At 39.5% G+C, this 26,646-nt stretch carries 18 protein-coding genes, 2 tRNA genes and 3 rRNA genes; 18 read left to right on the top strand and 5 right to left on the bottom strand.

Features of this window, described 5'->3' with window-relative positions; genetic code table 11:
• The 10 genes from HSM_RS02170 (at position 1) to iolG (ending at position 12,688) form a co-directional block, all read left to right on the top strand.
• The gene (locus tag HSM_RS02170) at positions 1-849 is read left to right on the top strand and encodes a phosphatidylinositol-specific phospholipase C (protein WP_012341268.1); all 849 of its coding nucleotides are present in this window, start codon (positions 1-3) and stop codon (positions 847-849) included.
• 160 nt (positions 850-1,009) lie between these two features.
• Positions 1,010-2,518, top strand: coding sequence for a CoA-acylating methylmalonate-semialdehyde dehydrogenase (locus HSM_RS02175; RefSeq protein WP_012341269.1), 1,509 nt, complete (start codon positions 1,010-1,012; stop codon positions 2,516-2,518).
• An 83-nt stretch (positions 2,519-2,601) separates the two neighbouring features.
• Complete coding sequence (locus HSM_RS02180) at positions 2,602-3,738, top strand: Gfo/Idh/MocA family protein (protein ID WP_012341270.1); 1,137 nt, start codon at positions 2,602-2,604, stop codon at positions 3,736-3,738.
• Between the two features lie 294 nt (positions 3,739-4,032).
• Positions 4,033-4,968, top strand: coding sequence for a substrate-binding domain-containing protein (locus HSM_RS02185; RefSeq protein ID WP_011609728.1), 936 nt, complete (start codon positions 4,033-4,035; stop codon positions 4,966-4,968).
• Positions 4,969-5,054: 86 nt separating this feature from the next.
• Positions 5,055-5,990, top strand: a complete 936-nt coding sequence (locus tag HSM_RS02190; protein WP_012341272.1) for a sugar ABC transporter substrate-binding protein — start codon at positions 5,055-5,057, stop codon at positions 5,988-5,990.
• 80 nt (positions 5,991-6,070) lie between these two features.
• Entirely contained in the window at positions 6,071-7,588 is a 1,518-nt protein-coding gene (locus HSM_RS02195) for a sugar ABC transporter ATP-binding protein (RefSeq protein ID WP_012341273.1), read from the top strand.
• Between the two features lie 37 nt (positions 7,589-7,625).
• Entirely contained in the window at positions 7,626-8,582 is a 957-nt protein-coding gene (locus tag HSM_RS02200; RefSeq protein WP_012341274.1) for an ABC transporter permease, read from the top strand.
• 186 nt (positions 8,583-8,768) lie between these two features.
• Entirely contained in the window at positions 8,769-10,706 is a 1,938-nt protein-coding gene (gene iolD / locus HSM_RS02205) for a 3D-(3,5/4)-trihydroxycyclohexane-1,2-dione acylhydrolase (decyclizing) (protein WP_012341275.1), read from the top strand.
• Positions 10,707-10,779: 73 nt separating this feature from the next.
• Positions 10,780-11,676: a myo-inosose-2 dehydratase gene (gene iolE, locus HSM_RS02210; RefSeq protein WP_011609723.1), complete on the top strand. Its 897-nt coding sequence runs from the start codon at positions 10,780-10,782 to the stop codon at positions 11,674-11,676.
• Between the two features lies 1 nt (position 11,677).
• Complete coding sequence (gene iolG, locus HSM_RS02215) at positions 11,678-12,688, top strand: inositol 2-dehydrogenase (protein WP_012341276.1); 1,011 nt, start codon at positions 11,678-11,680, stop codon at positions 12,686-12,688.
• A 60-nt stretch (positions 12,689-12,748) separates the two neighbouring features.
• On the opposite strand, the gene rsmE is transcribed toward iolG, so the two are convergent.
• The 5 genes from rsmE to tusA all read right to left on the bottom strand — a co-directional run bounded on the left by rsmE (position 12,749) and on the right by tusA (position 17,982).
• The gene (gene rsmE, locus HSM_RS02220; RefSeq protein ID WP_012341277.1) at positions 12,749-13,486 is read right to left on the bottom strand and encodes a 16S rRNA (uracil(1498)-N(3))-methyltransferase; all 738 of its coding nucleotides are present in this window, start codon (positions 13,484-13,486) and stop codon (positions 12,749-12,751) included.
• Positions 13,487-13,603: 117 nt separating this feature from the next.
• Positions 13,604-14,914 (bottom strand): putrescine-ornithine antiporter, encoded by a 1,311-nt coding sequence (gene potE, locus HSM_RS02225; protein WP_011609720.1) that lies wholly within the window; start codon positions 14,912-14,914, stop codon positions 13,604-13,606.
• 57 nt (positions 14,915-14,971) lie between these two features.
• The gene (speF, locus tag HSM_RS02230) at positions 14,972-17,131 is read right to left on the bottom strand and encodes an ornithine decarboxylase SpeF (RefSeq protein WP_012341278.1); all 2,160 of its coding nucleotides are present in this window, start codon (positions 17,129-17,131) and stop codon (positions 14,972-14,974) included.
• A gap of 280 nt (positions 17,132-17,411) precedes the next feature.
• Positions 17,412-17,576, bottom strand: a complete 165-nt coding sequence (gene speFL, locus HSM_RS10520; protein ID WP_012341279.1) for a leader peptide SpeFL — start codon at positions 17,574-17,576, stop codon at positions 17,412-17,414.
• 166 nt (positions 17,577-17,742) lie between these two features.
• Positions 17,743-17,982: a sulfurtransferase TusA gene (gene tusA, locus HSM_RS02235; RefSeq protein ID WP_041604994.1), complete on the bottom strand. Its 240-nt coding sequence runs from the start codon at positions 17,980-17,982 to the stop codon at positions 17,743-17,745.
• Positions 17,983-18,054: 72 nt separating this feature from the next.
• Here tusA and HSM_RS02240 point away from each other — a divergent pair, with 72 nt between their 5' ends.
• From HSM_RS02240 to rrf, 8 genes are all read left to right on the top strand, one after another.
• On the top strand, positions 18,055-18,663 hold the full coding sequence (locus HSM_RS02240) for a YigZ family protein (protein WP_011609717.1): 609 nt from the start codon (positions 18,055-18,057) through the stop codon (positions 18,661-18,663).
• A gap of 11 nt (positions 18,664-18,674) precedes the next feature.
• Positions 18,675-20,138, top strand: coding sequence for a TrkH family potassium uptake protein (locus HSM_RS02245; protein ID WP_012341282.1), 1,464 nt, complete (start codon positions 18,675-18,677; stop codon positions 20,136-20,138).
• Complete coding sequence (gene hemG / locus HSM_RS02250) at positions 20,138-20,650, top strand: menaquinone-dependent protoporphyrinogen IX dehydrogenase (protein ID WP_012341283.1); 513 nt, start codon at positions 20,138-20,140, stop codon at positions 20,648-20,650. Before HSM_RS02245 ends, hemG begins: the two co-directional genes overlap by 1 nt.
• A gap of 357 nt (positions 20,651-21,007) precedes the next feature.
• A 16S ribosomal RNA gene (locus HSM_RS02255) occupies positions 21,008-22,548 on the top strand.
• A 59-nt stretch (positions 22,549-22,607) separates the two neighbouring features.
• Positions 22,608-22,684: transfer RNA gene (locus HSM_RS02260), tRNA-Ile, on the top strand.
• Positions 22,685-22,778: 94 nt separating this feature from the next.
• Positions 22,779-22,854, top strand: a tRNA-Ala gene (locus HSM_RS02265).
• A gap of 258 nt (positions 22,855-23,112) precedes the next feature.
• A 23S ribosomal RNA gene (locus tag HSM_RS02270) occupies positions 23,113-26,105 on the top strand.
• A 124-nt stretch (positions 26,106-26,229) separates the two neighbouring features.
• Positions 26,230-26,345, top strand: a 5S ribosomal RNA gene (rrf, locus tag HSM_RS02275).
• Together the 16S, 23S and 5S rRNA genes with 2 tRNA genes alongside form the textbook arrangement of a ribosomal RNA operon.
• The last annotated feature ends 301 nt before the right edge of the window (positions 26,346-26,646 follow it).

The following is a 26,646-nucleotide window of genomic DNA, read 5'->3' on the forward strand; positions in this document are numbered from 1 at the left end:
ATGAATGGTCAAAAAATAATAGGAAGTCAGTGTATTACGCAATGTAATCCCGATCTTCGCATTACCGAATTGATTATTCCAGGAACTCATGACTCTGCCACATCAACGTGTTATGAACGTTATTATCGAACACAGGATTTATCAATAGCGGAGCAATTGGATTGCGGTGTTAGATTTTTAGACATTCGTTTACGCAAAGAAATGGTTGCAGCCCATCGAGAATGGGTTAGTGATATTCGAGCAGAGGAAATTTTTGAAAAGTGCGGTGAGTTTTTACAAAAAAATCCACAGGAATTCGTTTTAATGCGTATTCAAAATGCAAATGAACGGAAAGATGATTTTCCTGAATATGGCGAAGCGTTGTTGTCAAAAGTACAGCAATATAAATCTTTGTTTTATGCTTGGGAGCATTCTCAAATTGTTCAAGATGGCAATCCAAAATGGCCAACTATTGCACAAGCGGCTGGAAAAATTGTTCCGATCGAATGTGCTCCGCCAAGTATGTCAATTAACAAAATAAACGGTGAATTATGGGCAGCCAATTGGCATGATAATTCGCAGATTTTGTTACAAGACTTGTGGGATGGTCCGACAGTAGAAGAAAAATGTGTGGCAATTAAAACGCTGATTGAAAAAGGCAGAGAGGTACACTCGGACATACTGTTGTTAAATCATATTAGTGCGACTAATGGTGAATTGCAGTATCCGGATGCTTATGCAGCATATTTGAATGAATACTCTAGTCGATTATGGAAACAATTGGCGAAACGTAGTTTTAGAGGTGTGCAGATTTATGATTTTATTAATCCTTCTATCTGCCAAGAATTGTTGCGATTAAATTTTGATTAGTTGAGTTGATAGATTTAGCAAAAATCAAATCTAGATCACAAAAATGAAATAAATATTTCGTTTTCAATAAAATGAATTGAAAATTTTATTCCATTGATCTACTCTAAAGACGTAGCAAGAAATGCTTTGTGATTGAGCAAAAATACTTAAGGAGAAAATAATGGAAACGGTTTTGAACTTTATCAATGGTAAACAAGTAGCAAGTAAAGGTACTAAAGCTTGGCCTATTTATAATCCAGCCACGGGTGAGCAAATTCGCCAAGTAATGATGAGTACTGCAGAAGAGGTAAATGAAGCGGTTGAAGTTGCACAAAAGGCATTTCCTGCTTGGGCTGCGACTTCGCCACTTCGTCGTGCCCGTGTAATGTTTAAATTTAAGCAATTGTTAGAACGTGATTGGGATGACTTAGCTCGTTTAATTACCGAAGAACATGGTAAAGTTTTCTCTGATGCACAAGGTGAACTAACTCGTGGTTTAGAAGTTGTGGAGTTTGCTTGTGGCATTCCACATTTAGTAAAAGGTGAATTTTCTGAACAAGCCGGTCGTGGGATTGATATTCATTCAGCCATGCAACCTTTAGGAGTTTGTGTAGGTATCACACCATTTAATTTTCCTGCGATGGTTCCAATGTGGATGTTTCCGATTGCACTTGCTTGCGGTAATACATTTATCTTAAAACCGGCGAAAGCCGATCCATCTTTATCTATTCGTTTGGCTGAATTATTAAAAGAGGCGGGGTTACCGGATGGTGTGTTTAATGTAGTGCATGGTGATCGTCAAGACAATGAAATTTTATTGCGTGATCCTCGAGTGAAAGCTGTAAGCTTTGTGGGTTCAACTACGGCTGCGGCACATGTTCATGCGATTGGTTCGGCACATGGTAAACGTGTTCAAGCACTGGGTGCGGCGAAAAATCACGGTTTAGTGATGCCTGATGTAGATATTGAAGCAACAGCTAACGCACTATTAGGTGCGGCATTCGGTGCAGCCGGTGAACGCTGTATGGCATTACCTTTAGCAGTAACCATTGATGATGAAACGGCAGATAAATTAGTCGCAGCATTAAAACCGAAAGTAGAGGCATTACGTTATGGTCCCGGTCTCACTAAAGAAGGCGAAAAAGAAAATGATTTTGGTCCATTAATTACTCGTCAACATCGTGATAACGTAAAACGTTATGTAGATATAGGTGTGTCAGAGGGGGCAACTTTAGTGGTTGATGGACGTGATAAATTCCCTGCTGGTTACGAGAATGGTTTCTTTATTGGAGGGTGTTTATTTGACCATGTAACTCCTGATATGACTATTTACAAAGAAGAAATTTTTGGTCCAGTATTAGGCATTGTCCGTGCGAAAAATTTCCAAGAGGCTATGAAACTAATTAATGAGCATCAATTCGGTAATGGTGCAGCAATCTTTACCAATAATGGTGCGGCAGCTCGTGAATTTGCATATCAAGTACAAGCAGGTATGGTGGGCGTGAATGTGCCAATTCCGGTGCCGATGGCATTCCATTGTTTCGGGGGATGGAAAGAATCCGCTTACGGTGCATTAAATGCTTACGGTCCAGACGGTGTTCGTTTTTATACCAAAATGAAAACTGTAACAACACGTTGGCCAGAGAAAGATCTTTCATCACAAGCAGCATTCAGTATGCCAACCCTATAAACTAGACAACAGAATAAAAATTTAAGTTAATGTAAAGAAGATAGTTTTTTAGCTATCTTCTTTTGCAAGAAAAGGAAATGAAAATGAAAAAAGTCCGAGTCGGTTTAATCGGAACAGGTTATATTGGTCGTTGTCATGCGATTGCTTATGCACAAGCACCGACAGTTTTTCCTCTTGAGGCTGAATTGGTTTTGGAATATTTAGCTGAAATCACACCAGAACTGGCACAACAAAAAGCACAAGAATTTGGTTTTAATCGTTCGACAGGTGACTGGCGAGATGTAGTATCCGATCCAAATATAGATGTTGTTGATATTTGTACACCCAATTTCTTGCACAAAGAAATTGCTTTAGCCGCTATTGCTAATGGTAAACATGTTTATTCTGAAAAACCCTTAGCATTAACCGCAGTTGATGCAAAAATCATGTATGAGGCGGCAAAAAAAGCAGGTGTCAGAACCCTTGTGGGATTTAATTATATTAAAAATCCGACTACACAACTTGCTCGTGAAATTATTGAGCGTGGTGAAATTGGTGAAGTAATCCATTTCTATGGTACGCATAATGAAGACTATTTAGCATCAGATACGACACCCTTAGACTGGCATTGTGTTCGTGAAAAAGCAGGACTTGGTGCATTAGGTGATTTGGCAGCACACATTGTGCAAATGTCACAATATTTAGTAGGTAGCGATATTGAAAAAGTGATCGGTGATATGGAGACGGTAGTTAAAGAACGCCCAAATCCCCAAAATCTTGCAGAGCGTTTACCGGTAGAAAACGAAGATCAAGCAACTGCTATGGTGCGTTTTGCAAACGGTTGTATGGGAACCATTGAAACGTCTCGTATTGCTTGTGGACGTAAAATGGGATTGACTTATGTAATTACCGGAACAAAAGGTACAATTACCTACACACAAGAACGTATGGCAGAGTTAAAACTCTATCTTCACGATGAAGATCCAGCTCGTCAAGGCTTTAAAACAATTTTGACAGGTCCGTTACACGCAGATTATAAAAATTTCTGTGTAAGTGCGGGTCATGGTATTGGTTTTAATGATCAAAAAACGGTTGAAATTCGTGATTTAGTGAATGGAATAGCGAATAATCATAATATGTATCCTGACTTTGAAGAAGGTTTTAAAGTTTCTCGTGTATTAGATGCTATTGCACAATCTTGCCAAGAAAGACGTTGGGTTAACGTGAAAGAAATTGCGTAATTTTCACCGCACTTTTATAAGTATTTAAAAAGGTCGAGTTGAATGACTCGGCATTTTTTAGGTATAAATTTAAAATGTTGTTTATCTCTAATTTTTAAAAATTTTTCCCTCAAAAAGTAGATCTTGTTCACAAAATTTTAACTTCATCATTGCTCTGTATCTTGATAAATGTTACATACTGTTTTAAACAATTTATTTCAAATTGTTTTATTTTTGGAATTTATATTTCTTCAAGTGGAATATAGCTGTATTTCAGAATAGTGATTAACTCAACTTTCCAGGAGTAGCGTTCTTATGAAGAAAACATTATTGGCTATGTTATGTGGCGGTCTATTATTAACCTCTCAAGCTGTAATCGCAAAAAATTATGTCATTGGTGCACCTATGAACTCTTTTGCGGATAAATGGCAAACTTATCTTCAAGATGCCGTTCGTGATTTTGATGAAAAACATGATGATGTGCAAATCAAATTGGCTGATTCAAATAGCGATCCTAATATTCAAGTCAATTTAGTTCAGAATTTTATCGACCAAAATGTTGATGCGTTACTTGTGGTTCCAACCGATCCGACAGTAGTAAAACGTATTGGCGTGTTAGCAAAAAAAGCGGGCATTCCTTTAATCGTGGTGAACCGTAAACCAAATGATGAGCATATGCAATATGTAACCAGCTTTGTTGGTTCTGATGAAATTGAAGGGGGGCGAATTCAAGGTAATTTTATTGTCAATACTCTAGCCGGTAAAAATGCAGAGAGTCTCATTTTACTCGGACCATTGGGGCAAGATGCAGTCACTAAACGTACTCAAGGTAATGAGGAAATTTTTGCTCAGCACAAGAATATTAAAGTAGTGAGCAAGCAAGAAGGTAGATGGGAACGTGACCGTGGTTTAGCTATTGCAGAAAACGTATTGGCGGGGAATAAAGGTATTAACGTTATTGTGAGTAACAATGATGAAATGGCTATTGGTGCAATTCTTGCAACTCGTAAGTTAGGTATCAAAGACGAAGACATTACTATCGTTGGTTTAGATGCAACTCCCGATGCGTTAGAGTATTTAGGTAAAGGTTTGGATGCGACAGTATTCCAATCCGCACAAGGTCAAGGTTACACCGGAGCTGAAATGGCTTATTTAGCGGCTAAAGGTGAAAAAGTACCAAGCGTTAAATGGGTTCCTTTTGAGCTAGTTACTCCGGATAAAAAAGAAGAATATCAAGCAAGATATAAATAGACGCTTCTTAACCAACACAAAGGGTAGTGTAATACCTACCCTTTATCTTGAGCAAATGTTGATCGTTATCATCTAGAGACAAAGTTATGTTCAAAAAATCATTGTTTATTTTATTGGGAGTAGCGTCGTTGTTTTCCCCCATTGTTACGGCAAAAAATTTAACCGTTGGCGTGGCGATGTATAGTCTTTCAGATAAATATCCTACCTATTTGCAAGATGCTATGAAGAAATTTGATCAGGAAAAAGCTGATGTTACTTTTCGTTATGCTGATGCAAATTCAGATCCGGCAAGAATGTTAAGCGATATTGAAACATTTATTGATTCTGGTGTAGATGCTTTGTTAGTTATGCCGACAGATAGCGATATTATTAAAGCTATTGGTGTTAAGGCAAAAAAGGCAAAAATTCCGTTAGTTGTGGTGACAAATAAGCCTAAAGATGAGGATATGAAATATATCACCAGTTACGTAGGGTCAGAAGAGATTACTGGTGGTGAAATGCAGGCAAACTTTATTGTAGAACAATTAAAAGGTAAGCCGGCAAATGCGATTATTTTAATGGGACCTCTAGGTTGGGATGCTCAAATTAAACGCACTGAAGGAAATGAAAATATTCTGAGAAAACACCCTGAAATTCAGGTGATCAGTAAACAGGAAGGTAAATGGGATAGAGCAAAAGCAATTGATATTACAGAAAATTTGTTATCAGGTAGTCAAAAAATTGATGTAGTGATCAGTAATAATGACGAGATGGCAATCGGTGCACTCCTTGCCGCCCGTAAAAAAGGGATTGCAGACGAGGATATGTTGATTGTTGGATTAGATGCAACACCTGATGCGTTAGAGTATTTAGGTAAAGGTTTGGATGCGACAATTTATCAATCTGCTTCCGGTCAAGGGCGTACCAGTGCAGAAATAGCGTATAAAGCGGCAAAAGGTGAAAGTGTACCTAAGTTGAACTTTATTCCTTTTGAATTGGTTACACCGGATAAAAAAGCACAATATATTGATAAATATAGATGATAGAAAACAGTAAAAATTAACCGCTCTTTGTTGTTAGAAATTACCGTTATTAATACGACAATAAAAATAAGGAGTTCTAAATGAATGATTTGAGTCGTTCTCCATATATTTTAGATATGCGGAATGTATCTAAAACATTCCCCGGCGTTAAAGCATTGGACGGCATTAACTTAAAAGTCAAGCGTGGAACCATTCATGCCTTAATGGGGGAAAACGGTGCAGGTAAATCAACGTTAATGAAAATTCTCTACGGCATCTATACGCCGGATGCCGGTGGAGAATTAATTTTAGATGATAAGCCTTTTAAACCGAGTGCACCGATTGATGCTATTCGCACTGGGTTGACTATGGTACCACAAGAAATTTCTCCTGCGGGTAATTTAACTATCGCAGATAATTTCTATCTTGGGCGAGAAATTACTCGTGGTAAATTCTTTTTAAATCAAAAAGAAATGGATTGTAAAACAGCGGAAATCTTAAATGAATTGGGTATTCCGATGGATGTAACCGCTAAAATGTCAGATGTTTCCGTAGCGAAGGCACAATTGGTTGCGATTGCTACCGCAGTTTCTAATGATGCGAAAGTAATTATTATGGACGAACCGACAACGGCATTAACAGAAGTAGAGGTTGAACAGCTTTATAAAATTATTGAAACGGTAAGACAAAGAGGGATTTCAATTATCTTTATTTCACATAAATTAGATGAAGTTTTCCGTGTTTCTGATGAAATCACAGTAATTCGTGATGGTCAATATGTAGGTACGAAACTAACCTCAGAAGTAACCAAAGATGAATTGATTTCTATGATGGTTGGTCGTGATATGTCAGAAATGTTCCAACGTGAACGTATTGTTATTTCTGATGAGGTTGTACTCGAAATTAAAAACTTCTCTCGTGCAGGCAAATATCATGATATTAATTTCCAAGTGCGTAGAGGAGAAATCTTTGGTATTGCCGGTCTAGTCGGTGCAGGTCGTTCTGAGATTGTAGAGGGATTGTTTGGTTATAAATTGGCTGATAGTGGTGAAATCTATGTTCACGGCGAAAAAGCCGATATTAAAACCCCGTTAGATGCTATGAAATACAAAATTGGCTTTGTAACGGAAGATCGTAAGTTAACAGGACTGTTTTTAAATTTAAGTATTACTGACAATATGATTATGCCTAGAATGTCCCCTTACTTGGAAAATTTTTTAGTGTCGGTGACAAAAGCACAGAAGTCAGCAAATGCTCAAAAAGATAAATTAAAAATTAAAGCACCAAATGTTGAGGTCATTACCAATAATTTATCTGGGGGTAATCAGCAAAAAGTTTTATTGGCTCGTTGGTTATTACTTGAGCCGGATATTTTAATTTTAGATGAACCAACAAAAGGTATTGATGTTGGGGCAAAAGCTGAGCTTTATAAACTCATGGTGGAATTAGCAAAACAAGGTAAGAGTATTATCATGATTACATCAGATATGCTTGAATTGCTTTCGATGAGTGACAGAGTGATGGTAATGCACGAAGGTCGTGTAGCCGGAATTATTCCACAAGAAGAATTGACTCAAGAACGGGTGCTTGAATTAGCATCCGGTTTAGGTCAAGTATAAAAAGATTTCCCCTAGAATAACAATCGAGGTATTTATTATGTCAAATGCTACGCTTAAAAAAATATTGAACGCCTATGGAATGGTGTTTATTTTAATTGCCTTATTTTTAGCATTATCTGCATCAATTGATGGTTTCTTTTCCGCTCGTACTGTTTGGAGTATTATTGAGCAAGTTTCTATGTTTGGGATCATTGCAATTGGAGTAACCTTTGCTATTATCACAACGGGGATTGATTTGTCCTCTGGTTCAATGGTAGCGATGACTTCTGTTGTGGCTGCTTCTATCGTAACTGGTGGCGATACAGTAAGTTCGGCATTACTTGCTTTTGCGATTTCAATTGTATTAGGTGCTGCAATGGGGGCTATCAATGGTAGTTTAACCGCTTTTGGCTCTATCCCTCCGTTTATTGCTACTTTAGGTATGATGATTATTGCCCGTGGTGGTGCTCAACTTTATTCTTCAGGTCGTCCAATTGATGCCTCTTCTGAAGCATTTACTTGGATTTCTGATGTTGATTTCTTTGGATTACCCGGTTTAGTACTTGTTTATATCGTAATTGTCATTGCTTCACACATTTTACTGAGCCGTTCAACATTTGGCCGTCACGTTTATGCAGTTGGTGGTAATTTAAACGCAGCAAAAATTTGTGGTATTAATACAACTAAAACATTGATTTGGGTTTATGTTTTCGCCGGTGCTTTGTCTGGATTAGTGGGGGCATTACTAGCAGCTCGTACTTATGCAGGTAACCCCTCTTATGGTTTATCTTGGGAGCTTGATGCAATTGCCGCAGCAGTGATCGGTGGGGTATCGCTAAGTGGTGGTATTGGTACAATCCCTATGTGCGTTATCGGTGCTTTAATTATTGGGACAACAAACAAAGGATTAAATATGCTGGGAGTTGATCCATATTGGCAACAAATTATTAAAGGTTTGATTATTGTTGTTGCGGTATTAATCGATACATTAAAACGCCGTAGAAAAGCAAATTAAGCAAAAGGTTACAAGAAAAAAATAGCAATTGTATAGTTGCTATTTTTTTTGTTTGTTGGGGAAGTGCGGTTAGAAAAATTTGATCAGCTCCACAAAAATGAAATTTATTTTTCATTTTTATTTTATTTGAAACGAAAATATGATTATATAGCTACAAATTTCAATTATCTGATTTGGGAGATGATGATGAAGACAGTGAGATTAACGGTAGCTCAAGCATTAGTAAAATTTCTTGATAACCAATATATTGAATTCGATGGAAAGGTAACAAAATTCGTTGAAGGCATTTTCGGGATTTTTGGACATGGTAACGTGCTGGGTTTAGGTCAAGCACTGGAACAGGATAGTGGCGAATTGATTGTGCGTCAAGGACGTAACGAGCAGGGCATGGCTCACGTAGCAATAGGGTTTGCGAAGCAAAAATTACGCAAACAAATCTATGCCTGTACTTCATCTGTTGGTCCGGGGGCTGCAAATATGATTACAGCAGCTGCAACAGCAACGGCAAACCGTATTCCACTTCTTTTATTGCCGGGTGATGTTTTTGCTACTCGTCAACCAGACCCTGTGTTGCAACAAATTGAACAAACTTATGATTTAAGTATTAGTACCAATGATGCTTTTCGTGCGGTAAGTAAATACTGGGATCGTGTAAGTCGTCCTGAACAATTAATGACAGCTTGTATCAACGCAATGCGTGTATTGACTGATCCAGCAGAAACCGGTGCGGTGACAATTGCATTGCCACAAGATGTTCAGACTGAAGCTTATGATTTTCCTGAGTATTTTTTACAAAAACGTATTCATCGCATTGAGCGTACACCTCCAACGGAAGCGATGCTACAAGATGCTTTGACCTTAATTCAAAATGCGAAAAAACCACTAATTATTTGTGGTGGTGGAGTGCGGTACTCTGAGGCGGCAGAGCAATTAAAAGCCTTTGCTGAAATTTATAATATTCCATTTGCAGAGACTCAAGCGGGTAAAAGTGCGGTAGTTTCTGAGCATTATTTGAATGTTGGCGGTATAGGTGTAACAGGTTGTGTAGCTGCAAATTTATTAGCACCGGAGGCTGACTTAGTCATTGGTATTGGTACAAGATATACTGATTTTACGACGGGATCTAAATGGATTTTCAATAATGACGAAGTGAAATTCTTAAATATCAACGTTGCTCGCTTTGATGCTTATAAGTTAGATGGTGTACAAGTTACAGCTGATGCCAAAGAAACGCTAGAAAAATTAACCGCACTTTTAGCTACAACAGGTTATCAAGCCCAATGGGGTGATAAAGTGGCACAGGCAAAAAAAGCGTTGGAAACTGAATTAGAGCGTGTTCACAATATAACTTATACCGAAGATTTTGTACCTGAAATTGATGATCGTTTAAATCGTGAGGCGGTTTATGCTGAATTTATGGAGATGACCAAATCTTGTTTAGCTCAAACAAGGGTGTTAGGTATTTTAAATGAAACATTAGGTGAAAATGATGTCATCGTGGGGGCTGCGGGTAGTTTACCAGGAGATTTGCAACGTATTTGGCAGTCTAAAGGCGAAAATACCTATCACCTCGAATATGGTTATTCTTGCATGGGTTATGAAGTCAACGCGGCTTTAGGTGTCAAAGTTGCGGAGCCTCATCGTGAGGTTTATGCCTTATTAGGTGATGGATCTTACATGATGTTGCATTCTGAACTGGTAACGTCAATTCAAGAAAATAGAAAAATTAACGTAATATTATTCGATAATATGACAAACGGTTGTATCAATAACTTACAAATTGGCCATGGTATGGACAGTTTTGCAACGGAATTTCGTTTCAGAAACAAGAATACCAATAAATTAGATGGGGGCTTTGTACCGGTTAATTTTGCTATGAATGCCGCATCTTACGGTTGCAAAACCTATCAAGTAACTACCGAAGAAGAGCTACGATTGGCTTTGGCTGATGCAAAAAAACAACAGGTTTCTACTTTAATTGATATTAAGGTTTTACCAAAAACGATGGCGAAGGGATATGAAAGCTGGTGGCACGTTGGTGTGGCTGAGGTGTCAAATAAAGCTGAAATTAATGCTGCCTATGAAGATTCTGTTGCTCATATTGAGGTAGCAAGACGTTACTAATTTAACTTGATAGGCTCAATATTGAGCCCATTTATCATGAAATTCATTCATTCTTTTTAAGAAGGACAACAGTATGAAAGCTGAAAATGTAAAATTGGGCATTGCACCGATTGGTTGGACAAATGACGATTTACCGGAAATTGGTAAAGAGAATACTTTTGAACAGTGCGTAAGTGAAATGGCATTAGCTGGGTTCACCGGTAGCGAAGTGGGAAGTAAATATCCACGTGATATTGACGTTTTGAAACGTAAACTGGATTTACGGGGTATCCAAATTTGTAACGCATGGTTCAGTACATTCTTTGTTGATGGTAAAAAAGAAGAAACTATCAAAGGTTTTATAGAGCATCGTGATTTTTTACATGCTATGGGCGCTAAGGTTATTGGTTGCTCTGAGCAAAGTCGTAGTATTCAAGGTCAGAAAAAAGCAATTTTCAAAGAGAAAACTATTTTCACGGAAGCTGAATGGCAATTGCTAGCGGAAGGTTATAATGAGCTTGCAAAATTAGCCGCAGAAAAAGGCATGAAGGTATGCTTACATCACCATATGGGAACTGGTATTCAAACACCCGCAGAAATTGATAAATACATGGAAATCACTAATGATGATGTGTATTTATTATTCGATTCAGGTCACCTTTATTATTCAGAAGGCTCACAACAAGTTATGTTGGAGGTATTAGAAAAATATATTCACCGTGTTGTTCATGTTCACCTAAAAGATGTGCGTGATGAGGTTGTGGCGGAAGTAAAAGCAAATGATCTTAGTTTCTTGGAAGGGGTTGTTAAAGGTACATTCACTGTGCCAGGAGATGGTGTAATTGATTTCAAACCGATTTTTGATATTTTAGAAAAATATGATTATAAAGGTTGGATGGTTGTTGAAGCCGAACAAGATCCGGCAATTGCAAATCCGTTAGAATATGCAATTAAAGGTCGTCAATATATCAGAGAAGTTGCAGGAGTTTAAAATGATTAAAGTAGGTATTATTGGTGCAGGTCGTATTGGTCGTGTACACTCAGAAAGTATTACAAAATATGTAAAAGGTGCTGAAATCAAAGCGATTTCTGATGTTCGTGTTACTGAAGAATTAAAAGAATGGGCAAATGGAATGGGTATTCCGAATGTCTATGAAGACTATAAATTAATTTTACAAGATGCGGAGATTGATGCTGTTTTAGTCTGTTCTTCCACTAATACGCATGCACCGATTTCTATTGAAGCGGCTCGTGCAGGTAAACATATTTTCTGTGAAAAACCAATTGATGCAGATGTTGATCGTATTCAGCAAGTATTAGCAGAAGTGGAAAAAGCGGGTGTTAAATTCCAAGTCGGTTTTAACCGCCGTTTTGACCATAATTTCAAAGCAATTAAGAATGCGGTAGTCAATGGTGATATTGGTGAACCCCACGTTATTCGAGTCACTTCTCGTGATCCAGATGCACCGCCAATTGAATATGTAAAAGTGTCCGGCGGTATGTTATTTGATATGACAATCCATGATTTTGATATGGTGCGTTATTTGTCCGGCAGTGAAGTAACGGAGGTGTATGCGGCAGGAGGTGTTCTTGTTGATCCGAAAATTGGTGAAGCGGGCGATATTGATACCGCAGTTATTACCTTAAAACTTGCAAACGGGGCAATTGCAGTGATTGATAATAGCCGTAAAGCAGTTTATGGTTATGACCAACGTGCAGAAGTATTCGGTTCTAAAGGTGCGATCCAAACCGCAAATGATACGCCGTCAACAGCAATTTTATCTAATGTGAATGGTGTCATCGCAGAAAAACCAAAATATTTCTTCTTAGAACGTTACATGCAATCTTTTGCTGATGAAATGGCGTGCTTTGTTGACTCAGTGGTGAATGACAAACCAACATTAGTAAACGGTACTGACGGTTTGCAACCGGTATTAATCGCAATTGCAGCGAAAAAATCATTGGATGAAGGGCGTCCTGTTAAAATGAGTGAAATTTCCTAGTTTAAGGAGATTGCACGAAAAAGGGCGGTAAAATTACCGCTCTTTTAGTTTGTACTTCTGTTACGTTGCCAAATCTCCGAAACAGACCTGTAATGCGGTGATTGCACTAAGTGCGGTAGTTTCTGTACGTAGAACACGCTTACCAAGTAAAATTTCAGTAAATCCCTGAGTTTCTGTTTGACTAATTTCTTGTGCAGAAAGTCCTCCTTCTGGACCTATTAACAAGCGAACACCTTGTGGGGGAATTTCCGGTAAGGTACGAATTGTATATTTAGCTCTTGGGTGAAGATTAAGCTTTAAGGTTCCGTCTTGTTCAGCACACCAATCTTGCAATTTCATTAATGGGCGAATTTCAGGCACTATATTACGCCCACATTGTTCACAAGCGGAAATCGCAATTTTTTGCCATTGTTGGATTTTTTTCTCCATACGATCCTTATCAAGTTTTACTCCACAACGTTCAGACCATAATGGCGTAATTATGTTGACCCCTAACTCAACGGATTTTTGAATAGTAAACTCCATTCTTTCTCCACGAGAAATCACTTGACCTAGATGAATAAATAATGGACTTTCACGATTGTCCAATTGACGAGAGAGAATGTTAACTTCAATTGCTTTTTTATTTGTTTGAGTAATAATGGCTGGGTAAATATGGTTACTTCCGTCAAATAATTCAATTTGCTCACCTACCTGCATGCGTAGAACACGCCCTACATGATTTGCCGCATCATCGCTTAATTGACAGGTTTGTTGATTTTCTAAAGAGGTTGGATGATAAATTCGAGGAATACGCATATTATTTAATGGGTTAGTTAATTTTGTTGCTATGATAACAGAAATTAAAAGTGCGGTGAAATTCACCGCACTTTTTGTCATTGTATTTGTTGACTTGAAAAAATAAGTAATTTTACCTTATTTTTTTATATCAAATTTATAAGAAATAAATCCATATAGCGTCCAACCGATGAATGTTACGATTGATCCGTATAGCATAGCTTGCTCACCTGCTGCGTATAAGGCATATAAACTATATAACGAACCGATGAAGGCAACAAATGTGGTAATTTTAGCTTTATTTAATGCTACTTTTTCTACTTTAAGTAAGACCATTAATGCAGCCATTGATAACAGATAAGGTATTACGTTGGTCACCACCGCCAAGTCTACCAAGATGTTAAATTGTTTGTTTAAAGATGGACTGATAGTCATCAGTGCTAATAAACTTTGAATTGCAGTAATTGTAACCATACCAATGATAGGTGCGTTTTTACTGGTCACTTTTTTGAAGAATGCTGGGAAATATCCTTCTTCGGCTGAAGATTTGAATACTTGAGCAATGGTAAACTGCCAGCCTAATAATGAACCGAAGCAGGACATTACCATTAAGCCCATTACCACTTTACCTGTTGTTTCTTCAAACATATGTGCAAAAGCTAAACCGAACGGTGCTGTTGAATTAGCAAGTTCCAAATTAGGAACAATACCGGCAATTACGTTGGTGGAAACAATATAAATAACCGCCGCACCTAATGTTCCGCCAAGAACTGCGATAGGAACATTTCTTTCAGGATTTTCTACTACATCAGTATTCGCACAAGCTGACTCTAAACCTAAGAAGGCCCATAACGTCATAGAAATAGATACGCCGATGGCTTCAAAAGTGGGAACGTTATGTGGGTTCCAAGCACTGACATACATTTCACCACTAAACCAGAACCAACCAATTAAACAAATCCCTACGACCGGAATAATTACTCCCCAGATAGTAAAAGAGCTGATGTTACCAGTGATTCTTGCTCCACCAAAATTCAAAACAGTTGCTAACCATAGTGTGAATATAGTGCATAGTGCAATGGATATCGGTGATAAAGTGACATTTAATAGCTCTGATCCGTATCCAACGGCGGATATTGCAATCGCAGTATTGGCAATGACTAGAGAAACCCCATAAGTGTAGTTTGCCATAAAGTTACCGGCTTTACCGAAAGAATATTCCGCATAACCACCCATACCGCCTGATTTTTTACTGAACATACCACATTGAGCAAAAGCATAGGCTAAAGCAGTTGAACCAACAGCTGTGACTAACCAAGATACAATTGAGATAGTTCCAATTTCAGCTAATTTTGTCGGTAGCATGATAATGCCTGAACCCATCATATTTACCATTGTCAGTATAGTGAGTTGTACTACACCGATTTTATTACTTTTTTGAGTACTCATAATTTTATCCCTCTATTAAAGTGCGGTTATTTGTAATTAACCGCACTTATTTTTTTATTATGCTTCAGTTAATACATATCCATAAGCACGTGTACGTCCATCAGGATCTTTTTGTAGATATACGCCCTGAATTTCCGGTGCGAATCCAGGAAGAACATTAATGCCTTCTTCCAGTGCAAGGAAATATTGTTGTACTGTCGTACTCCAACGTTCACCGGGAACAACACATAAAACACCTGGAGGGTAAGGTAATGCACCTTCGGCGGCGATTCTCCCCACAATATCTGTCAATGGAACTAATTCAATTTTGTTACGAACAAATTCGATATTCGCTTTTTGTGGGTTCATAGCATATTCCGGTAGAGTTGTTTTTCTAAACAAGTCACGTTGTAGCTGTTTAACATTTCTACTGACGTAAAGATTGTGCATTTCTTGACATAATTGTCTGATAGTGTAGCCCTGATAGCGTTCCTCATTATTTTTGTACACAGTAGGCAGTACATCTTTGAGTAATGAGTTTTGTTTGATATGTTTTTCAAACGCAGCTATTTGAGCAACTAAAGTTTGCATTTTTGTCAATGTTTCAGCCGGTGTAAGCAAGAATAAAATGGAGTTCAAGTCACATTTTTCAGGAATGATTCCATTTTCTCGCAAGAAGTTAGCAAGGATTGTTGCTGGAATACCAAAGTCTTCATATTCCCCTGTTTCAATGTTAATCCCCGGAGTTGTGAGCATGAATTTACAAGGGTCAACAAAATATTGATTATCTGTATAACCCTCAAATTTATGCCATGTATCATTTGCATGGAAATTGAAAAACTCAAGATCATTTGCAATTTCTTTAGTATCGTGATCTTGCCATTTTTTACCTTTCACATAAGGAGGAATAAATGGTTTGATTAAAGTGCAGTGCTTAAGCATTAACTTTCTTGCCTCGATACCAACTTCTACACACTCGGCCCATAGACGTTTCCCTGCAGGAGAACCTTGAATTTGAGCGTTTACATCCAGAGTGGCGAATAGAGGATAGAATGGGCTGGTAGACGCATGCAACATAAAGGCATTATTAAAGCGTTTGTGATTGCAATATCTTGCTTGTCCTTTAATATGTTTGTCTTTTTTATGAATTTGTGATGTTTGTGAGAAACCTGCTTGTTGTTTATGTACCGATTGTGTCACGATAATACCAGGGTCATTTTCATCTAAATCTAGTAATAATGGAGAGCAATCTTTCATCATTGGAATGAATTGTTCATAGCCGACCCATGCAGAATCGAACAAGATGTAATCGCATAAATGTCCAATACGTTCAACAACTTGTTTGGCGTTATAAATTGTTCCGTCATAGGTACCCAATTGAATAATTGCAAGACGGAAAGGACGTTTCTCTTCAAGTTTTTCCGGTGCCACTTCTGCGATTAATTTTTTAAGATATGCTTCTTCAAAACAGTGGTTATCAATACCGCCGATGAAGCCGAATGGATTACGGGCAGTTTCCAAGTAAACAGGGGTTGCACCCGCTTGAATTAAAGCACCGTGGTGATTTGATTTGTGATTGTTGCGGTCAAATAATACTAGATCACCCGGTGCAAGTAGTGCGTTACAAACCACTTTATTGGAGGCGGAAGTTCCGTTTAGCACAAAATATGTTTTATCTGCATTATATACTTTTGCTGCATGTTGTTGAGCATCACATGGAGCACCCTCATGTATTAGTAAATCTCCCAATTTCACATCAGCATTACAAATATCTGAACGGAAAATATTTTCTCCATAGAAATCGTATAGATAACGGCCGGCTGGATGTTTGCGGAAATATTGACCGCCTTGGTGTCCCGGACAATCAAATGCCAAATTACCCATTTCGACATATTCGCTTAACATTTTAAAGAATGGAGGTAACATTTTTTGCTCATAAAGAGACGCAGCTGTTTCAATTTGACGGCTATACAAATTGATATCATAGCTGTTTAGATCTTGAACATGATAAACCTGATCAAAATATTCATCAGAAAGTGTTTCACCTTCATTTAATACGACAAAAATAGGAATATTAAATTCAGTCGTTTTTATTTGTTGAATATACTTAACATCTTCGGCAGTCAATATTATTGCACCTATATCGGTGAAATCAGTTTGATTTAATAAAACTAATTCACGAGTTGATGTAAAATATTTTTGCACTAATGGGCTATGTGCGATTTTTAATTTTAACATAAAAGACTCCTTTGTCTTATTTAAAGAATACAAATCACCCTCTCACAATAAATATAGAAATAGTGAGATAGCTTACTTTTAAAGTTTTATAAATTATTAATATAAACAGTACGTGAATTTTTATATTTATTTAACTATAAAAAACACGAACACTTATTCTAGAATTAAGAACAAACACAGGTTTTTATTTATCAAGAAAAACCGTATAAAGAATATAAAAATTCTAGGACAAAATATTAATAAAGTAGAAAACCGTGAAATCCCCTTTATTTAAAGGGAATTAAATGGAAAAGAATTGATATGGATCACTTTTAGAATGGAGAATAGCAAAAGAAAAACAAGAACGATGGGACGGTTTCATAAGGTGTCGAGTACGACGAATATGTGCCATCAAAGAGCGACCCTTAATAGGGTTATATTCTTGACTATAATTGTGGTCTAACATAATAGCCTCCGAAATTTATTTTGCTTATATAGTTTTAGTTGACTATCGAAGCGAATTTTGCGCCTATAAAATAAAAAGTCAATAAATTTTATTTTTTTTTTTTTTTTTTTTTTTTTTTTGACGGAGATCACAAAAATTAAATTTTGTTACTATTTTATGTTATGAATTATTTTCCTTTTTTGATCCAATATTTAAATGGAGTGTTTTCTAAATCACTTTTTAATAAATTATGATCCATAAATTGACAAAAGCTAGGAATATCTCTAGTTGTGGCAGGATCATCTGCAAGAATTAATAATATTTCTCCTTCTTGCATATGGCGAATTTTTTTGCGTAAGAGCATTATTGGTTCCGGACAACGTAATCCAATTGTGTTTAGAGTTTGTGTTACAATAATATCAGTCATAATAATTTCTTTGTTAGAATAGAAAGCGTGTATGATAGCGTCCAATTTCTTTAGGGTCAAAATAAGCAAAGTATGAAATATCTTATTCCCCAAAGTGCGGTTGTTTTTGAAGAAGAAATTAAGAAGAGCCGTTTTATTACTTATCTTCAGCATGCAGAAGGTTTGGAGCAGGCTAAAGCATTTTGGCATTCAATAAAAAATCAACATCCAAATGCTCGTCATCATTGTTGGGCAACGGTTTCGTTACAACCCGGTAATTCGCAAGGATTAGGGTTTTCTGACGATGGTGAACCTAGCGGTACGGCAGGAAAACCTATGTTGAATGTTTTATTGGGGAGTGGTATTGGTGAAATTTCTGCTGTAGTTGTTCGTTACTATGGGGGAATTTTGCTTGGTACAGGGGGATTAGTGCGAGCTTATGGAAATGGTGTGCAACAAGCTTTGCAATTGTTACAGACAAGTTTAAAAATAGAACGAAAAATTTATCAACTTTATTGTGCGTATCATCAGGTCAATTGGTTACATGTTTTATTTGAAAAATATAATATTAGGATCATTTCTCAACATTTTTTACAGGATGTTCAATTTGAGTTGGGTATAAGTGATGATAAACTGGCAGCATTTCAGAATGACTTATCTAGTTATTCAGCAGGACAGTTAAGATTATTAGAAAACAAATAAGAGAGAAAATTGTGCATATTTTATCTATTCTGCGTATAGTGGGAATTCTAGTAACCTGCTTTTCCATTACAATGTTAATTCCGGCTTTTATAGCGTTGATTTATGGAGATGGGGGTGGAAAGGCTTTTATCTTGTCGTTTTTTTACAATCTTTCAGCCGGAGTTGGGTTATGGTGGCTATGTCGAGCACATAAGGCAAGTTTACGTTCACGTGAAGGATTTTTAATCGTCACAATGTTTTGGGTTTTGCTCAGTTTATTGGCAGTTATTCCTTTTATGTTGTTCGATGAGCTAACATTGAGCCTTGCCGATGCTGTATTTGAGTCTTTTTCAGCCTTAACTACAACAGGGGCTACAGTAATTTTGGGGTTGGATCATTTGCCAAAATCTATCCTTTTCTATCGTCAACTTTTGCAATGGATTGGTGGAATGGGATTGATTGTATTAGTGGTTGCGATTATTCCATTGCTTGGTATTGGTAGTGGTCATTTATATCGAGCGGAATCTTCGGGGCCAATGAAAGATCAAAAAGCCTTGCCTCGTATTGGTGAAGTGGCAAAATTATTATGGTTTCTCTATTGTATATTGACTATTTTCTGTGCGTTTGCTTATTGGGTTGCGGGAATGAGTTGGTTTGATGCGATTTCTCATAGTTTTTCTACGGTGTCAAATGGCGGAATGTCCAATTACGACGCCAGTTTAGGTTACTTTGACAATCCGGCTATTTATTTGATTAGTGCTGGTTTTATGCTGATTAGTGGTTGTAATTTTGCTTTGCATATTCGAGCATTAACTAATTGGAAATACCAACCTGTCTGGAAAATTTACGCAAGAGATCCTGAATTTAGGTTTTTCTGTGCAATTCAAGGGATATTTATTTTCTTATTATCGTTAGGGTTATATCTGACCTATGAAAATTATTCTGTTTTTGATGCTTTCTCACAAGGTGCGTTGCAGTCAGTATCAATGGCAATGACTTCAGGTTATACTTTATTTGATTTAAATCAGCTTCCGGCTTTTTTGGGGATGTTACTGGTCTTTATGGCAATATTAGGAGGATGTGCGGGATCTACTACAGGTGGTTTAAAAATGATTAGAGTGCTTGTTGTATGGTTACAAATCAAAAGAGAATTTAAACATTTAGTTCACCCTCATTTGGTTATTCCAATTAAATTGGGGAAAATGTTATTGGTACAGAGAGTTATTGATGGGATATGGGGATTTTTAATTGCATTTTTCTTAACCTATTGGGTATGTGTATTTGCGGTTATATTATGTGGAATGAATGCTGCTGATGCGATGTTGTCTGTCTTTGCCACACTAACAAATGTTGGGCCAGGTTTGGGAATAATTAGCCAAAGTTTTTCACAAGTTCCGGATAATGCTAAATATGTATTTTCTTTTGCTATGGCAGCCGGTCGTTTAGAAATTTTTTCTCTTTTACTTTTGTTTACGCCGACTTTTTGGAAATCATAATGAAGACATTGATTTTATATTTAAGCCGAGAGGGTCAGACTAAAAAAATCGCAGAATATATAGGCACAAAATTTGAAAAAAGTGCGGTACAATCTTTGCTTGATTTTTCTGGTGATTTAGCTACCTTCGATCGTATTATTATTGGTGCCTCGGTTCGCTATGGTCATTTTGATCAAAGACTTTATCAATTTTTGCAAAAAAATACCGCACTTTTACAGCAGAAAGAGAGCAGTTTTTTTGGTGTGAATTTGACAGCTCGTAAAGAAAATAAGAATACACCGGAAACGAATGTTTATGTTAGGAAGTTTTTACAACGTATTCGGTGGAAACCCAAATATGTAGGGGTGTTTGCCGGAGCGTTGTTTTATCCTCGTTATTCTTGGTTTGATCGGATGATGATTAGATTAATAATGAAAATAACAGGGGGTGAAACCGATGTAAGTAAAGAAATTGAATATACAGATTGGGAAAAAGTAGACGATTTTGTACTAAAAATTAGACAAGGTGAATGAAAAATCAGCTTTTGATTATATATTTGAATTTTTTTGCAAAGATTGCTTGCAAGGAAGTGATAATTTTCTATAATACGCCTCCTCCTCTTTTAGAGGGGAATGAGAAATGAATATCATAGATTATTTGGAAAAATTTTAAGTAATCACTTGACATGAGGTTTCAATCTCACTAAAATTCGAAGCCTTGCATTTTTGATGCAGTGTAAATTGTTCTTTAACAAACTATCAGACAAACTGTGTGGGCACTTGTGAGACTGTATTAATAAGAGATTAAAAGAGTAAGATAAGTGCTTAAACTAGAGAAATTCATAGAGAAAATGTGGATGAAATAGTCAGTATTTATTGAGCGAAGAGATTAAAATGAAGAGTTTGATCATGGCTCAGATTGAACGCTGGCGGCAGGCTTAACACATGCAAGTCGAACGGTAACGGGGAGGGAGATTACTTTCTCTGCTGACGAGTGGCGGACGGGTGAGTAAAGCTTGGGAATCTGGCGAATGGAGGGGGATAGCCACGGGAAACTGTGGGTAATACCGCGTAATGTCTAAGGACTAAAGGGGTGGGACTGTGAGGCCACCTGCCATTTGATGAGCCCAAGTGGGATTAGGTAGTTGGTGAGGTAAGGGCTCACCAAGCTGACGATCTCTAGCTGGTCTGAGAGGATGGCCAGCCACACTGGAACTGAGACACGGTCCAGACTCCTACGGGAGGCAGCAGTGGGGAATATTGCGCAATGGGGGGAACCCTGACGCAGCCATGCCGCGTGAATGAAGAAGGCCTTCGGGTTGTAAAGTTCTTTCGGTGATGAGGAAGGCGATTAGTTTAAGAGATTAATTGATTGACGATAATCACAGAAGAAGCACCGGCTAACTCCGTGCCAGCAGCCGCGGTAATACGGAGGGTGCGAGCGTTAATCGGAATGACTGGGCGTAAAGGGCACGCAGGTGGTGACTTAAGTGAGGTGTGAAATCCCCGGGCTTAACCTGGGAACAGCATTTCAGACTGGGTGACTAGAGTACTTTAGGGAGGGGTAGAATTCCACGTGTAGCGGTGAAATGCGTAGAGATGTGGAGGAATACCGAAGGCGAAGGCAGCCCCTTGGGAAGATACTGACGCTCGAGTGCGAAAGCGTGGGGAGCAAACAGGATTAGATACCCTGGTAGTCCACGCTGTAAACGATGTCGATTTGGGGATTGGGTGAATACTTGGTGCCCGAAGCTAACGTGATAAATCGACCGCCTGGGGAGTACGGCCGCAAGGTTAAAACTCAAATGAATTGACGGGGGCCCGCACAAGCGGTGGAGCATGTGGTTTAATTCGATGCAACGCGAAGAACCTTACCTACTCTTGACATCCTAAGAAGCCGCCAGAGATGGTGGTGTGCCTACGGGAGCTTAGAGACAGGTGCTGCATGGCTGTCGTCAGCTCGTGTTGTGAAATGTTGGGTTAAGTCCCGCAACGAGCGCAACCCTTATCCTTTGTTGCCAGCATGTTAGGGTGGGAACTCAAAGGAGACTGCCGGTGATAAACTGGAGGAAGGTGGGGATGACGTCAAGTCATCATGGCCCTTACGAGTAGGGCTACACACGTGCTACAATGGCGTATACAGAGGGAGGCGAGCCTGCGAGGGTAAGCGAAGCTCAGAAAGTACGTCTAAGTCCGGATTGGAGTCTGGAACTCGACTCCATGAAGTCGGAATCGCTAGTAATCGCGGATCAGAATGTCGCGGTGAATACGTTCCCGGGCCTTGTACACACCGCCCGTCACACCATGGGAGTGGGTTGTACCAGAAGTAGATAGCTTAACGAAAGGGGGCGTTTACCACGGTATGGTTCATGACTGGGGTGAAGTCGTAACAAGGTAACCGTAGGGGAACCTGCGGTTGGATCACCTCCTTATAAGAGAAGTAATCACGAGTGTTCACACAGATTGTCTGATAGGTAAGAGACATCCTTTTGGGTCTGTAGCTCAGGTGGTTAGAGCGCACCCCTGATAAGGGTGAGGTCGGTGGTTCAAGTCCACTCAGACCCACCACTCAAGCATATATAGATGTAGTTATGGCGATATATAGACATAAGTTACGGAGATGTTGGAGTGAAAGCTAAAAGGGAAGTTGCAAAGTGTATGTGGGGATATAGCTCAGCTGGGAGAGCGCCTGCCTTGCACGCAGGAGGTCAGCGGTTCGATCCCGCTTATCTCCACCAAATTACGCCAAGTGACGAGTTATCATTATTGAGTATTGCATGAATTATGGTATTCAGATATAGAGTATTGAATAATGATAGCTTTTTAAAGCTGTCTCTAAAGAAGTTCTTTAACAATATAGAAACAAGCTGAAAACTGAGAGATTTTCGAGAGGAAGTCTGAGTAGGGTATACTTAGTCTGAAAGGTGGCTAAGTATGCTAGAGATACGAGAAGGGATGATGAAGTTATTGATAGAGCGGAACATTCAAGATTGTATGGTTAAGTGAATAAGCGCACAAGGTGGATGCCTAGGCAATCAGAGGCGAAGAAGGACGTGCAAATCTGCGAAAAGCTTGGATGAGTTGATAAGAAGCGAATAATCCGAGATATCCGAATGGGGAAACCCGATAGGCGAAGAGTCTATCATTTCATTATGAACACATAGTAATGAAAGGCGAACCGGGAGAAGTGAAACATCTAAGTAACCCGAGGAAAAGAAATCAAAAGAGATTCTGTGAGTAGCGGCGAGCGAAAGCGGAGGAGCCGGTTAGTGATAACGTAGCTGTTAGGGGAATGGACTGGGAAGTTCAATCATAGAGGGTGATAATCCCGTACCTTAAGGCGGCGCGGTGGTACTAAGCTAACGAGAAGTAGGGCGGGACACGAGGAATCCTGTTTGAAGAAGGGGGGACCATCCTCCAAGGCTAAATACTCCTGATTGACCGATAGTGAACCAGTACTGTGAAGGAAAGGCGAAAAGAACCCCGGGAGGGGAGTGAAAGAGAACCTGAAACCTTGTGCGTACAAGCAGTGGGAGCCGAGAGGTGACTGCGTACCTTTTGTATAATGGGTCAGCGAGTTATATTTTGTAGCGAGGTTAACTGAATAAGGGAGCCGAAGGGAAACCGAGTCTTAACTGGGCGTTAAGTTGCAAGGTATAGACCCGAAACCCGGTGATCTAGCCATGTGCAGGTTGAAGGTTGGGTAACACTAACTGGAGGACCGAACCGACTAATGTTGAAAAATTAGCGGATGACGTGTGGCTGGGGGTGAAAGGCCAATCAAACCGGGAGATAGCTGGTTCTCCCCGAAATCTATTTAGGTAGAGCCTTATGTGAATACCTTTGGGGGTAGAGCACTGTTTCGGCTAGGGGTCCATCCCGGATTACCAACCCGATGCAAACTGCGAATACCGAAGAGTAATGCATAGGAGACACACGGCGGGTGCTAACGTTCGTCGTGGAGAGGGAAACAACCCAGACCGCCAGCTAAGGTCCCAAAGTTTATATTAAGTGGGAAACGAGGTGGGAAGGCATAGACAGCTAGGATGTTGGCTTAGAAGCAGCCATCATTTAAAGAAAGCGTAATAGCTCACTAGTCGAGTCGGCCTGCGCGGAAGATGTAACGGGGCTGAAATATAGCACCGAAGCTGCGGCATCAGGAGCAACATTAATGGTTTTTAGGTAACGACTCACGAAGGGAGTGAGTTGGTTGAGTAAACGAAGGTTGAGTTGGATTGAGAAGCGACAAGAATCATTAATGTTGCTCCTGTTGGGTAGGGGAGCGTTGTGTAAGCGGAAGAAGGTAAATTGAGAGGTTTGCTGGACGTATCACAAGTGCGAATGCTGACATAAGTAACGATAAAACGGGTGAAAAACCCGTTCGCCGGAAGACCAAGGGTTCCTGTCCAACGTTAATCGGGGCAGGGTGAGTCGGCCCCTAAGGCGAGGCTGAAAAGCGTAGTTGATGGGAAACGGGTTAATATTCCCGTACTTTGATAAACTGCGATGTGGGGACGGAGAAGGTTAGGTTATCGGCCTGTTGGATGGTCGTTTAAGCCTGTAGGTGGGAAGATTAGGCAAATCCGGTCTTCTATTAAACGCTGAGGGGTGAAGAGGAGTTTCTAAGGAGACGAAGTAACTGATACCACGCTTCCAGGAAAAGCCACTAAGCGAAAGGTTTATTGGAACCGTACTGAAAACCGACACAGGTGGTCAGGTAGAGAATACTCAGGCGCTTGAGAGAACTCGGGTGAAGGAACTAGGCAAAATGGCACCGTAACTTCGGGAGAAGGTGCGCTTACGGTAATTGTAGCTCTTTACGGGTGAAGGTGAAGTAAGTCGAAGATACCAGCTGGCTGCAACTGTTTATTAAAAACACAGCACTCTGCGAACACGAAAGTGGAAGTATAGGGTGTGATGCCTGCCCGGTGCTGGAAGGTTAATTGATGTTGTAATCGAAAGAGAAGCAGCTGATCGAAGCCCCAGTAAACGGCGGCCGTAACTATAACGGTCCTAAGGTAGCGAAATTCCTTGTCGGGTAAGTTCCGACCTGCACGAATGGCATAATGATGGCCAGGCTGTCTCCACCCGAGGCTCAGTGAAATTGAAATCGCCGTGAAGATGCGGTGTACCCGCGGCTAGACGGAAAGACCCCGTGAACCTTTACTATAGCTTGACACTGAACATTGAATATTGATGTGTAGGATAGGTGGGAGACGAAGAAGTGTGAACGCCAGTTTGCATGGAGTCGGTGTTGAAATACCACCCTTTAATGTTTGATGTTCTAACGAAGTACCTGAGACGGGTACTCGGACAGTGTCTGGTGGGTAGTTTGACTGGGGCGGTCTCCTCCCAAAGAGTAACGGAGGAGCACGAAGGTTTGCTAATGACGGTCGGACATCGTCAGGTTAGTGCAATGGTATAAGCGAGCTTAACTGCGAGACGGACAAGTCGAGCAGGTGCGAAAGCAGGTCATAGTGATCCGGTGGTTCTGAATGGAAGGGCCATCGCTCAACGGATAAAAGGTACTCCGGGGATAACAGGCTGATACCGCCCAAGAGTTCATATCGACGGCGGTGTTTGGCACCTCGATGTCGGCTCATCACATCCTGGGGCTGAAGTAGGTCCCAAGGGTATGGCTGTTCGCCATTTAAAGTGGTACGCGAGCTGGGTTTAGAACGTCGTGAGACAGTTCGGTCCCTATCTGCCGTGGGCGTTGGAGAATTGAGGGGGGCTGCTCCTAGTACGAGAGGACCGGAGTGGACGCATCACTGGTGTACCAGTTGTTTCGCCAGAAGCATTGCTGGGTAGCTAAATGCGGGAGAGATAAGTGCTGAAAGCATCTAAGCACGAAACTTGCCTTAAGATGAGTTCTCCCTAATGAAGAGTTAGTAAGGGATGTTTGAGACTAAGACGTAGATAGGTGGGGTGTGTAAGTGTAGTGATATATTGAGCTAACCCATACTAATTTCCCGAGGGGCTTAACCATACAATCTTGAGTGTTTTGCATAGAGGAAGAAGCGGGACAGGATAGAGAGAGGAAGACTTGAAGTAGAGGCTTGTTTTTTTATTGAAGAAGAGATAGAGACGGGATATAAGAGAGAGGAATTTAACTTGGCGGCGATAGTGCGGTGGGACCACCTGACACCATGCCGAACTCAGAAGTGAAACGCTGTAACGCCGATGGTAGTGTGGGGATTCCCCATGTGAGAGTAGGGCACCGCCAAGTTTTTTATGATATGACCCTGGGTGGAGACACTCAGGGTTTTTTGTTATTTGGGATAAGGCGGGGAAGAGAGAAGAGGGAAGAGGAAAATGGGAGAAAAAAAGTAATAAGGTGATAACAAGGTAGTCATAAAAAGTAGGGTAATGAAGCAGAGTGAAGAGGTGCGGTAGGAAAATTGTTTTTTTTTCTACCGCTCTTTTTTTAGGTGATTTATTTTTAGCGATTTGCTTAATGCAGAAAAACGATTTGTGAGAGTTTATAAAAATGATAACGAACAAGTATTTTTACAAATGAGCTTAGAATC

Origin of the sequence: Histophilus somni 2336, assembly GCF_000019405.1 — a bacterium.
GTDB classification, from domain to species: domain Bacteria; phylum Pseudomonadota; class Gammaproteobacteria; order Enterobacterales; family Pasteurellaceae; genus Histophilus; species Histophilus somni.

Excerpts from the sequence above, each read along its gene's own strand:
- hemG (WP_012341283.1), top strand. The coding sequence starts at position 20,138 with ATGAAGACATTGATTTTATATTTAAGCCGAGAGGGTCAGACTAAAAAA.
- rsmE (WP_012341277.1), bottom strand. The coding sequence starts at position 13,486 with ATGCGTATTCCTCGAATTTATCATCCAACCTCTTTAGAAAATCAACAA.
- HSM_RS02175 (WP_012341269.1), top strand. The coding sequence starts at position 1,010 with ATGGAAACGGTTTTGAACTTTATCAATGGTAAACAAGTAGCAAGTAAA.
- HSM_RS02180 (WP_012341270.1), top strand. The coding sequence starts at position 2,602 with ATGAAAAAAGTCCGAGTCGGTTTAATCGGAACAGGTTATATTGGTCGT.
- HSM_RS02195 (WP_012341273.1), top strand. The coding sequence starts at position 6,071 with ATGAATGATTTGAGTCGTTCTCCATATATTTTAGATATGCGGAATGTA.
- HSM_RS02240 (WP_011609717.1), top strand. The coding sequence starts at position 18,055 with ATGAAATATCTTATTCCCCAAAGTGCGGTTGTTTTTGAAGAAGAAATT.
- iolG (WP_012341276.1), top strand. The coding sequence starts at position 11,678 with ATGATTAAAGTAGGTATTATTGGTGCAGGTCGTATTGGTCGTGTACAC.
- speF (WP_012341278.1), bottom strand. The coding sequence starts at position 17,131 with ATGTTAAAATTAAAAATCGCACATAGCCCATTAGTGCAAAAATATTTT.
- iolE (WP_011609723.1), top strand. The coding sequence starts at position 10,780 with ATGAAAGCTGAAAATGTAAAATTGGGCATTGCACCGATTGGTTGGACA.
- potE (WP_011609720.1), bottom strand. The coding sequence starts at position 14,914 with ATGAGTACTCAAAAAAGTAATAAAATCGGTGTAGTACAACTCACTATA.
- HSM_RS02170 (WP_012341268.1), top strand. The coding sequence starts at position 1 with ATGAATGGTCAAAAAATAATAGGAAGTCAGTGTATTACGCAATGTAAT.
- HSM_RS02190 (WP_012341272.1), top strand. The coding sequence starts at position 5,055 with ATGTTCAAAAAATCATTGTTTATTTTATTGGGAGTAGCGTCGTTGTTT.
- HSM_RS02200 (WP_012341274.1), top strand. The coding sequence starts at position 7,626 with ATGTCAAATGCTACGCTTAAAAAAATATTGAACGCCTATGGAATGGTG.
- tusA (WP_041604994.1), bottom strand. The coding sequence starts at position 17,982 with ATGACTGATATTATTGTAACACAAACTCTAAACACAATTGGATTACGT.
- iolD (WP_012341275.1), top strand. The coding sequence starts at position 8,769 with ATGAAGACAGTGAGATTAACGGTAGCTCAAGCATTAGTAAAATTTCTT.
- HSM_RS02185 (WP_011609728.1), top strand. The coding sequence starts at position 4,033 with ATGAAGAAAACATTATTGGCTATGTTATGTGGCGGTCTATTATTAACC.
- speFL (WP_012341279.1), bottom strand. The coding sequence starts at position 17,576 with ATGTTAGACCACAATTATAGTCAAGAATATAACCCTATTAAGGGTCGC.